Genomic DNA, 12,122 nt, shown 5'->3' on the forward strand with positions numbered 1-12,122 from the left:
GTGCGGATTTTGGGTTTGCGCTGTGCTCGAACTCCTCACGTATTACATATACGCTCCGGGTTCTGCGCGCAGGGCGTACCCAAACTCCTTTCGCTCGCTACGCCTTGATTGAATACAAGCGCGTAAGCGACCGGAGCGCCCCGAGGCGCGGTAAACCCGTTGATCATTGCGCTTAATCTACGGCGTCTTTACCATCTGCCTGTTCTCACCGAACGAAAAAGTTTTTATGCATTCGATTTTTTAACTAATTACGATTCCCGCCACCATAGGATTGAGTGATTTCTTTCGCAGCATGAATAACCAGTGCGCCAAGTTCGGTGACGCGGTCGTCGGTAATGCGTGATACCGGGCCGGAGATAGAGATTGCGGCAAAGGCTTCATGGTGTTCATCGAACAGACAAGCGGCGATACAACGCAAGCCGAGGGCATGTTCTTCATCATCAAATGAATAACCTTGCTTGCGAGTCAGTGCCAGATTCTCTTTCAGGCTGGCTGGATTGGTACGGGTATGTTGGGTATATGCGTGCAGCCCTTTCTTATGTAACAACTGCACTAATTGATCATCTGTCAGGGTAGAGAGAAAGGCTTTACCCGCACCGGAAGCATGCATTGGCAGTTTGCCACCAATGGGGGCTGACATGCGCATTAGCGCAGTACATTGTACTTGATCGATAATAATGGCCTGGTAGTCGCTATGGTCGAGTACCGCCAGGTTGACGGTTTCGCCTGATTCATCCATCAAACGGCGTAGCATCGGATGCACCATGGCCAGCAAATTGCGGCTTTGCAGGAAGCTACTGCCGACAATAAAGGCGTGAGCCCCCATGGTCCAAAGCCCTAAATCCCCCACCTGACGGACAAAACCTTGCTGTTGCATGGTTGTCAGCAGGCGATGAGTGGTAGAATTCGGCAACCCCGCCTGTTGTGCTAAATCCGTCAGGGCGACACTGCCTTGTGATTCGGAAATATATTCCAGTAATTTAAGCCCGCGCGTTAATGACTGAACCTGACCGGTTGCTGTCGGGGTGGTTTGTGCAGCTGCCTTGGGTTTTTTCCCCCGTTTAATCGGAATCGGTAACGCCATAAATCCACCTCTCATCTATTTTTATGGAATTCATTTTCGTTTTTCAATTATGCATGCAAACGATAGAAAACGCTCATCCGATGAGTCGGTTTCTCTACCTGAAAAAGTCTCAACTGCTAGCGGACTCATTACATTGATAACTTGTGCTAGGATGACAGACGGGTTTATACCCGTCATCTTTCAAGATGCAGGGTTGTTGGCTGCCGTCACTCACCCAAGTCATTGAGTTATCTCAACTCCTTGGGTTCATTTCGTTGCCGCCGACCTGCAACTCGAAATCTATTGGGTATATAGGGATGAATTTTTCAGCATGTCTGATACAAATAAACAACCAAGATGCGTCGGGTAATGGCAAAGCAACAGGGTAAAGAGGCGACAGACAGTGGTGGACACAGTATTAAACAATAAGGTTAAGCAATTGCATCAGCAACTGGCACAACGGATCCTGGTGCTGGACGGTGGTATGGGCACGATGATCCAGAGCTATCGGCTGGAAGAGGCTGATTATCGTGGAGCGCGCTTTGCTGATTGGCCAAGTGATCTGAAAGGCAACAACGACTTATTGGTGCTATCTAAACCGGAAGTCATTATCGCCATTCACAATGCCTACCTTGAAGCGGGCGCTGATATTCTCGAAACCAATACATTTAACTCCACCACCATTGCGATGGCGGATTATCAGATGGAGTCGCTGTCAGCCGAAATTAACTATGAAGCTGCTCGGTTGGCTCGGATTTGCGCTGATGAATGGACCGCCCGTACCCCAGAAAAGCCGCGCTATGTTGCCGGGGTTCTTGGCCCAACCAACCGTACCGCGTCGATCTCGCCTAAAGTTAATGATCCGGCGTTCCGTAATGTCAGTTTTGATCAGTTGGTTGAGGCTTATCGGGAGTCTACCCGCGCCTTGATTGAAGGTGGTGTTGATCTGATTATGATCGAGACGGTCTTCGATACCCTTAATGCAAAAGCGGCTACCTTTGCTGTTGAGTCTGAATTTGAAGCCATGGGTGTGCTGTTGCCGGTGATGATTTCCGGCACTATTACCGATGCCTCGGGCCGGACATTATCAGGCCAAACCACAGAAGCTTTTTATAACTCGCTGCGCCACGTTAAACCGCTCTCTTTTGGCCTGAACTGCGCGTTGGGGCCGGATGAATTACGTCAATATGTGGCGGAGTTATCCCGTATCTCTGAATATTATGTCAGTGCGCACCCGAATGCCGGTTTGCCTAATGCTTTTGGTGAATACGATCTGGAAGCCAAAGAGATGGCCGAACAGATTGGTGAGTGGGCACGGGCTGGATTTTTGAATATTGTCGGTGGTTGTTGTGGTACCACACCACGACATATTGCGGCGATGGTTAAAGCCGTCGCTGGCGTCACTCCGCGCCCGTTGCCGGATATTGCAGTGGCTTGCCGTCTGGCTGGTCTGGAACCGCTGACTATCGATGCCAACTCGCTATTTGTTAACGTCGGCGAGCGCACCAACGTCACCGGTTCGGCTCGTTTTAAGCGGCTGATAAAAGAAGATAAATATGATGAAGCGCTGGATGTAGCCCGCCAACAGGTTGAAAGCGGCGCGCAGATCATCGATATCAATATGGATGAGGGGATGTTGGACGCAGAAGCCGCGATGATGCGCTTCCTCAATCTGATTGCCGGTGAACCAGATATCGCCCGGGTGCCAATCATGATCGACTCCTCTAAGTGGGATGTGATCGAAAAAGGCCTGAAATGTATTCAAGGCAAAGGAATTGTTAACTCTATTTCGATGAAAGAGGGCGAAGCTGCCTTTATCCATCACGCTAAGCTGGTGCGCCGTTATGGTGCTGCCATGGTTGTGATGGCATTTGATGAAACCGGGCAGGCGGATACCCGTGCGCGTAAAATCGAAATCTGCCGCCGCGCTTATAAGATATTGACCGAAACTGTCGGCTTCCCGCCGGAAGACATCATCTTCGATCCCAATATTTTCGCCGTGGCGACGGGGATTGAAGAGCATAACAACTATGCGGTCGACTTTATTGAAGCATGCGCCGATATCAAAGCTGAGCTCCCTCATGCCATGATTTCAGGTGGTGTCTCCAACGTCTCCTTCTCATTCCGCGGTAATGATCCGGTACGTGAGGCGATCCATGCTGTTTTCCTCTATTACGCTATCCGTAATGGCATGGATATGGGGATCGTCAACGCTGGCCAACTGGCGATCTATGATGATCTGTCGGATGAGCTGCGTGATGCGGTGGAAGATGTGATCCTTAATCACCGTAGCGACAGCACTGAGCGGTTGTTGGATCTGGCCGAAAAATATCGCAGCAGCAAAAGTGGTGAAGTGGCAATTCAACAAGCGGAGTGGCGTGGCTGGGATGTAAAAAAACGGCTGGAATATTCACTGGTTAAAGGCATCACTGAGTTTATCGAGCTGGATACCGAAGAAGCCCGTCAGCAGGCTGAGCGGCCAATCGAGGTTATCGAAGGGCCATTGATGGCCGGGATGAATGTGGTTGGTGACCTGTTCGGTGAAGGGAAAATGTTCCTGCCACAAGTGGTAAAATCTGCCCGAGTGATGAAACAGGCAGTAGCCTATCTCGAACCTTATATTGAAGCCAGTAAGCAGAAAGGCACTACCGCGGGCAAAATCCTGCTGGCAACGGTTAAAGGTGATGTGCACGATATCGGCAAAAACATTGTGGGTGTGGTTTTACAGTGTAATAACTATGAGATCATCGATCTGGGTGTGATGGTGCCGACCGAAAAAATCCTGCGCACGGCGCGGGAGGAAAAGGTCGATATCATCGGCTTGTCCGGCCTGATAACCCCGTCGCTGGATGAAATGGTTAACGTTGCCAAAGAGATGGAGCGACAGGGTTTTACCTTGCCGTTATTGATTGGCGGCGCGACCACCTCGAAAGCCCATACCGCGGTTAAAATCGAACAGAACTACAGTGGTTCCACCACTTACGTCTCCAATGCCTCACGCAGCGTTGGCGTGGTTTCAGCGTTGTTATCTGACACGCAGCGTGATGATTTCGTAGCAAAAACGCGCAAAGAATATGAAACCGTCCGTATTCAGCATGCACGTAAAAAACCGCGAACTCCGCCGGTCAGTTTACAAATCGCGCGGGATAACCAAACCGTAATCGATTGGGAAAGTTATACGCCGCCAGTCGCCCATAAATTAGGTGTGCAGCCTGTCGAGGCCAGTATCGAAACTCTGCGCAATTATATCGACTGGACGCCATTCTTTATGACCTGGTCGTTGGCGGGTAAATACCCACGTATTTTGGAAGATGAGGTGGTCGGCGAAGAGGCTAAACGCCTATTTGCCGATGCCAATGAACTGCTGGATAAATTGTCGGCAGAAAACTTGCTGCATCCGAAAGGCGTGGTGGGGATATTCCCAGCTAACAGCGTCGGCGATGATATCGAAGTTTATCGCGATGAGCGGCGTGAGGATGTGCTGGTGGTCAGCCATCATCTGCGCCAACAAACCGAGAAGACCGACTTCCCGAACTATTGCCTGGCAGATTATGTTGCACCTAAATCTAGTGGCAAGATTGATTACTACGGAGCATTTGCTGTCACTGGTGGCTTGGAAGAAGATGCCTTGGCCGAGGCTTATGATGCTCAGCATGATGATTACAATAAAATCATGATTAAGGCCTTGTCAGACCGTCTGGCAGAAGCTTTTGCAGAATATCTGCATGAGCGGGTACGTAAGGTGTATTGGGGCTTTGCACCGAATGAAAACCTGAGCAACGAGGAATTGGTGCGCGAGAACTACCAAGGGATTCGCCCAGCACCGGGGTATCCGGCTTGCCCGGAACATACTGAAAAAGGCCAAATCTGGCAGTTGCTGGATGTAGAAACTCACACTGGCATGAAGTTGACCGAATCCTACGCCATGTGGCCGGGTGCCTCGGTATCAGGCTGGTATTTCAGCCATCCAGACAGTAAATACTTTGCGGTGGCACAGATTCAGCGTGATCAGGTGGAAGATTATGCCGCCCGTAAGGGGATGCCGGTAGCGGAGGTTGAGCGCTGGTTAGCCCCGAACTTGGGTTATGATGCCGACTGATAGTTAAGTTAGTTGTTAAGTAAAATGAAAGGAGATAGCCGTGATGACTATCTCCTTTTTTAATGCTCTTTAACCAAGTGGTTTGCGCGCTTTAGCCTCGCGTCACACCGGCTACGGCATTTTTCTGTTCGGAGCCACCATGAGCGCCTAGCAGCGGTGTTTTGCCTTCCATCATTTCACTGACGCCACCACCAATTATCTCGGTAACTTTAGACGATGCATTTACTCTCGCTCCGCCCTGGGTGTGTTTGCCGTTGATATCCTGTAATTCCAGACCATTGGTTTGTAAGTTTACATCGCTGTCTCTATTGGTTATTTTTCCACCGATTAGTTCAGTTTTACCGGCTACGTTCAAATTAACTGACTGTGTGCCGCTAATGGCTGATTGTTCTTCAACCGCTTTATTTTCAACGACTTCCACTTCAACTTTAGCTTTGCCGCTGCCACCTTTGACTTGTTCATCCTGAACATTACTTTTGATTTTTTTGCCTGCTGCTTTGGCACCTTTCTGCCACCATTTATCTTCGGTTTCTGCTTCTTCCTTAGACTCGGTTAGCGTTTCATTGCTCCCCTTTTTGGTATAGCTGAGGGGTTGTACGTTATCTTCTTCTTTAGAACCAAAGTAGCTTGAAACTTGGTCATATTGCTTTTTAACTTTATCGAATAACTTATTGGATTTAGTGGTCAGGGTTTTTTTCACTTTATCCGAGCCGATTGGGGTCGCATCGGCTACCTGATTAATCATACTGTCTTGTTTCTCGTTACTGTGATTGAAACTCAAGCCAGTGTTGACATTAACTTCCTGTCGGACATCTTCACGGCTTTGCACTTTCAAGTTACCGCCGATAGTGCCAGTAATATCATTAGCTTTGAGCATAGCACCCGCCAGAGCAGTGTCTTTGGCGCTATTCAGGGCGATATTGTTGCTATTGATATGGGTGTTTTGTTGCATTACAGCATTCAGTTTTTCAACACCGACATCCAATTTAGCGCTGATATTATGGAGTTTTTCGCTACTTTGCTTGTCGACCACCCCTTTATCATCTTTATTGAAAGAGCTATTTTGGTTGCCATTGGCGCCGGCTGTGAAGTTCCAGTTGTTTTTGTGTTCCTGGTCTTGTGCTGACTCCAGCATGATGCCGCCATTATCTGCCGTCAGTGTGGTTTGCTGGCTGGTGATATTGGCATTTTGCATATGGATGGCTTGGTTATCGTGACCGCCAGCTTTAATGTTGACTGCGCCATTGCTGTTAATCACACTGCCTTGATGTTTGGTGGCTGACTCGTCTTTATTAGCAACGTTAACTTCTGCGCCTGCCTTTATCCCTTTACCATTTTTATCGGTACCACTGCTTGTACTCATACCCGCATTGGCACTGGCTGACCAGGTCATATCCTGCTTCGACCCCTGTGATTGCGCGGCCAGAATATCGACTTTGCCACCGGCTGCCAGCAGAATATCACCGGTAGCTTGTTCTTTACTGTCGAACGAGGTGCCGGTGAGTGTCAAATCTTTCCCTGCATTCAGCTCAATACCTTGCTGGCCTTGCAGATGACTGACTTGGGCAACGGAGGTACTGCTTTGCCCCTTACTGTTACCGCCACCTAAACCGGCACCGAAGTTTTTACTGCCGACGTTAGTACCAAGGTTCGCTTTGGCATTAGCCTCAACGTTATTATGGTTTTCACTGGTGTGGTTAGTGACTTGATCAAAAACAATATTACCGCCTGCGCTAACCGTAGTTTTGCCACTACCTGCATTGATATTTGTGCCTTGATAGCTCGCATCCTGTTTCACATTGATATTGACGCCATTTGCTGCGTTCATGCTACCAACTTGCGCAATTTCACCTTTTATATGCTGATCTGTCGATCCCCCTTTGCCCTTACCATCAAGGGTAATGTCTTTGCCTGTAGAGGTGTAAACTCGAATATCTGCTTCGCCGAAGGTTTCTGTAACATGTTGGTCAACACGATTAACGGTAGCTTCAAAGGTATGACGCGATGCATCCAGCGTAATGGCTCCTTTGTCCGCTTGATATTTTGTGCCTTGATCTTTGACTTCGCCGTTGGCATTGAGCGCGATGTTACCGCCTTTGATTGATGTTACGACAGATTGGTTACTGTTGAGGTGGGTCTCTTTGGTTCCACCTTTAGCCGCAAGATCTATCCCAGCGTTAGGCGCGCCCACTTCGCCTACCGCTTCAACCATGCCGCCAATATCCAGTTTTTGCCCATCGGCTATCACTTTTTCAACCGGGCGGGTCACTTCGCCATAAGCAATATTGGCCTCATAACCGACATCAACCTTGGTGGTTTTGGTATGCGTTTTTTCACTATTCTCAGCGGCCAGATTATGGATATTATTGCCCTGAGCCTGATAAGCGCCACCGACGTTATGGTCCGTTCCCTGATTGGTGACGTCTTGTGTTGCGGTGATATTCAGATTACCCGCTACCTGTGAACCCGAGACCACGGAGGTTGATTTGTCAGTGCTGGTTTGGGTATCTTCGTAGCCTACGTTTACACCACTGCCGGCTTTATCCATGCCGCCGGTGTAGTGGAAATCAACCCCAACGGTTTCTTTGGTTTTATTGCTGGAGAGAGTGTCTTGCGTAGCGACAAATGAAACATTTTCGCCTTTAATTTCTGCATCGCCTTTGGTGGCAGTGATGTTAGAGCCGATAAATGTGATGTCTTTTTGGGCGTCCAGTTTGACTGTGCCACCTTGCAGTGACGCAGCGTGATTTTTGATGCTGTCAGTTTTTTCGCTCTCACTGCTGTGATTCAGTTTCAAACCTGCCTGGTATTGGTTGTTACCATCATCGCTGGTAAAGCCCGAGATAGTAAGTTTGCTTTTCTGCTCATCAATTTTCTGTTGGGCTTGAGCGGCTTTAACATTAACTTCACCTAGCGTTTCAATACCCAGTTCACCGGCACTTGCTACCATACTGCCAATAACATCAACATTATCTTTACTGATTATTTTGAGATTAGCATCTGACGCTAATTCGCTGCCGATAACTTTTTCATCGCTATTATTGGCTTTATGGGAACTGCCAGTAATATTAAAGGCGACACCGGTACGCTCATCAATTTTAGTGGTGGTGGTACTAATGGCGTTATCAATCTTAATGCCGCCTTGATCTGCCTGAATATAACCATCTTTGGTACCTTTGACTTGACTGCCGGTAATGGAAACACCTTTATTACCTATAACTAGAATTGTTCCATCAGCGATTATTTCAGAACGGTGATTGGTTTCTGCATTCTTATTGTTGTTATTATGATCGATACCCCCTAGCCCTAAATTTTGTTCATTTTTACCATTTGTTGTTTTCTGATTTTTGGTCTTTTCCACATCAATCTTGACTTCATTGGCATTGATTAATAAATCGCCGCCAGCTGATGCCTTAACACCATTGCCGGTAATTTTTCCTTCTGCCGTTAAACCCAAATTCCCATCGGCTTGTAGCATGGTTTTATTGAGTGTTTGAGTGTTTTCTTTATTGTCCCAAGATTTATCCTCTCTCATTTGCACATAGTTATGGCCTTTTTCATGCTTTGAGCTTTGTTCAATCTGGCCTTTGAGTTGTAAATCTTTTTCCGCTTTGACTGAAAGATTATCGCCTGCCCTTACAGAAGAGCTTGATAATTTTATATCCCCTTTGGTTGATTTAAGAAAGATGTTATTCTCCGCAATAATAGTGGTTCCAATAACTGTTTGTTGTTGGTTTTTATTATCTTCAGATTTGCTCCAGTTATGTAGCCCCCACCCACCCTTTTCTGAATAGCCATTGGCCTGTGTATTAGTGAGTTTCTCTGTATCCAGTTTAATATCCCCACCTTGAATAGTGATGTTTTTACCATCAATGATGGCGGCACTAAGATGATTTTTTTTCTTGGCAATAATTGAAATATTTGCGCCTTTAATTTTGGTGCGTTTGAGTGTCTGTGTTGTCGAACCGCCAGAAGATGATTCAATAATATCGCCTGAAGTAAAGATATCACCGGCGCTGACTGTGATATCTTTACCGCTTAAGTTGGCGGGGGTCGGGTTATAATTCAAATTTGGATCGGAATCAACATCAAGATTCAATCTTCCCGGTGTTAAAATTTCTATCGAGTCACGGGCAGAATACCCACTTGACATATTTACCCCATTACCTTCTGCGGTGTTAACAATACGAATTCTATTGGCCTGCATACCACCAAATATTTTACTGTCGTATGCTGAATCCACATATTTTTGTGATTCTAATATCTCCCCGTCAACGCTAACTTTATTTTTCCCGAGGATGATGTTAATGCTCTCTCTGGAGTCTACATCTCCCAGCATATTAATACGTGGCGCAATTAAGTCTATTGGCCCAACTGTTGATATATAACCTGTTATATTTAATAAATTGGTGTTATTGCGAGTATCAAAGCCTTGTAAATTACCTTGATCTACTAGCGGATTACCGACTACCAGTGAGTTTCGATTGGTATTAATAAAACCACAGCTATTACAGGTAATTCCATTAGGGTTAGCCAGAATATAGTCAGCTGCCATGCCAAAGACTTCCTGCTTACCTAATAATAATGAAGGGTTACGGCTGATAACCTCATTCAAAATAATACTGGCTGCTTGACCATTTAAGTTCTGGTTGGCAGATAATTGCCCGACAAGTTGTGATTGACCGGTACTGAGAGAGTTATTAAGCACGGCTCCCGCTTTGTTAACGTTAAATTCATTATATTGGTTATGTGATAACCCCGATGCTGAGGGTTTTACGATATCGATGACTGGGACGCCATTTACCGTATTAATTGCTGGATTGTGGGCAGGATCACCGGCACCGACAATCCCAGCAGCATAACAGGTGGCCACTGATACTGAAATAATAGCAACGGCTGCCGCCAGCTTTCCTGCCGGGGAGAGCTTGAACTTATTTTGTTTCATTTTTACTTCTCCATTTTTGTCATATAGTTTGGTATTGATAAAAATTGGCTTTCGCTGGCAGCGGATTAATTAAAAGGAATAAGAGAAGCGCGCCAGAATCTGAGTAGGGTCTTTATTCTCTGTTTTACCGGACAATAAGTGGCCACGGCTGGCTTCAATATCCAGTTTGATATCGCGGTAACTGAGATTGATGCCGGCACTTAACCCCATAGCACTGCTCCAGCCTGGCGATGATTGTTGTATACGACCCACATCTGCCCCTAACCGCGGGGTTAGGGTGGTGTTGCCGAGTGTAAAGTTGCGCGACAAGGTATTCTGGAGATACCAGCCTCGATCCGCCGATAAGGTATTGCGACTAAAGCCACGAATAGCGTTGCTGTCGGTGACGCTCAACCATTCAACGCCCGGTAATCGGTCACGGGTGTATTGGCCATAGAACTGATTGCTAAACAGATAGAAATCATCAAACAGTTTGAAATATTGATTGGAAGTCACAGCGGCTTTAGCTTTGGTGAATTGGCTGTCTTGATAGCTGGCTGATATGTTTTGATCTGCACCCAATAAGGATAATCCCTGTTCAATGCTGACATTCACATTGAATATGCCGGTGGGCAGGATGTGCAGATGATTAATACCTAATTCAAATACCGTCAGTGTCGGGCTGCTGACGGCGATTTTCTGTTCGTTAAAGTAGTTTTCAGCCTGTTTATAGGTTAGTTGTGCGCTTAAGCCATTAATTTGGTCTTGGTCGCGATAGAAAACATAATCGGTGCGTAAGCCATGCTGCTGGGTTTTACCTTGTAGTTCGATGGTATTGAATTGTAACTGCACCGGATAAAGGTATTCGGAATAACTGCCAAACCCACTAAAGGTCAATGCGCCATAAGGAACGGAATAAAACAGTGAATAGGCGCGGCTATGGTTTTTCTGTGGATTATCGGTGGTACTGCTGATATTTAAGCTGAGAGAATCTGATAACCCAAGGGGGTTATCGAAAGAAAATGCATTGCGGCTTAACCATTTACCGGTACTTTTATTACCATAATTATCCAGGGATGTTGTCAGATGCCAGGGTTTTGACCGGATATTACTCAATCTGAGAATTGAGCCGCCCGCCTCTTTTCCTGGTAAAATATCAACAGTTATTTTATTGGAGGGTAAACGGTTAGCTTGATCGAGCCCTTGGTCGAGTTGTTTAATATTTAATGGTTCCCCGATCATATTGGGGAAAACATTTTCACCGTTTAATTCTGGGTCAACACTTTCGATGCTCTCAATAAAACCTTCAGTTACATCGAAACCCAATTCGCCCTCGTTATCGGGAGGAATAAACTGGACGCGGGCGGTAATATAACCTTTGTTAAGATAAAGTTGAGTGAGTTCACGCGCCAACAGATTAATGTTTTCGCTACCAATACATTGCTCCGGTATTGGGCTTAAAGTCTCTAAATCCGCCTCAGTCAATAAGGTAATACCCTGAATATAGACGCCGCTAATGGGAAGACATTGCGCGTTATCATCTAATTCAGGTGCACTATTTTCGGGCGTTTCTATCTCTGCCTCAGGCTGTTTAACATGAGGCAGACGACGCTCTTCTATTAAGTGATTAATTTCAGTGCTGCTGTTCTGTAAGTTCTGGCGTGATTCATTGATCGGAGAGGGAATATCTACCCCCGGAGTCATGTTAGCGTGAGCGCCCGTGCTCAATAAAAAACATAATGCGGTACGTTTTTTTATCATGATGTTTGTGGGGGGAATTTCCTGGGTATAACGCGATGAGTGGACCCAGTACTTTCCGTCCTTGAGTCAAATTTACGGGCAGCACTATTACCGTCCCTAAAGAGTAGAGACGGCGGATTGAGGATAATAATTAAGGAATATTCAGAGAGAAGGGAAAGATAATAATTTTTTAATATTAAGCGGTTATTGAGTGACTGTTTTCAGAATTATTTTAAATATTATCAGGGTAATGCTGGGTGTTATTGATGTTGTTTTTCTGTCTAAAGCGGGGAATA

At 46.4% G+C, this 12,122-nt stretch carries 4 protein-coding genes; 1 reads left to right on the forward strand and 3 read right to left on the reverse strand.

Features of this window, described 5'->3' with window-relative positions:
* Nucleotides 1-244: 244 nt before the first annotated feature.
* Entirely contained in the window at nt 245-1,084 is an 840-nt protein-coding gene (locus A6J66_018840) for an acetate operon transcriptional repressor IclR (protein ID PNM26031.1), read from the reverse strand.
* 382 nt (nt 1,085-1,466) lie between these two features.
* On the opposite strand from A6J66_018840, the gene A6J66_018845 reads away from it, so the two are divergent.
* Nucleotides 1,467-5,162 carry a methionine synthase gene (locus A6J66_018845; protein PNM26032.1) on the forward strand — a complete coding sequence of 1,232 codons (3,696 nt, stop codon included), beginning with the start codon at nt 1,467-1,469 and terminating at the stop codon, nt 5,160-5,162.
* Between the two features lie 91 nt (nt 5,163-5,253).
* On the opposite strand, the gene A6J66_018850 is transcribed toward A6J66_018845, so the two are convergent.
* Nucleotides 5,254-10,107: a filamentous hemagglutinin N-terminal domain-containing protein gene (locus tag A6J66_018850; protein ID PNM26033.1), complete on the reverse strand. Its 4,854-nt coding sequence runs from the start codon at nt 10,105-10,107 to the stop codon at nt 5,254-5,256.
* Nucleotides 10,108-10,176: 69 nt separating this feature from the next.
* Nucleotides 10,177-11,847: a ShlB/FhaC/HecB family hemolysin secretion/activation protein gene (locus A6J66_018855; protein ID PNM26034.1), complete on the reverse strand. Its 1,671-nt coding sequence runs from the start codon at nt 11,845-11,847 to the stop codon at nt 10,177-10,179.
* Nucleotides 11,848-12,122: the final 275 nt, after the last annotated feature.

This window comes from Yersinia enterocolitica, from assembly GCA_002082245.2.
Classification (GTDB): domain Bacteria; phylum Pseudomonadota; class Gammaproteobacteria; order Enterobacterales; family Enterobacteriaceae; genus Yersinia; species Yersinia enterocolitica_E.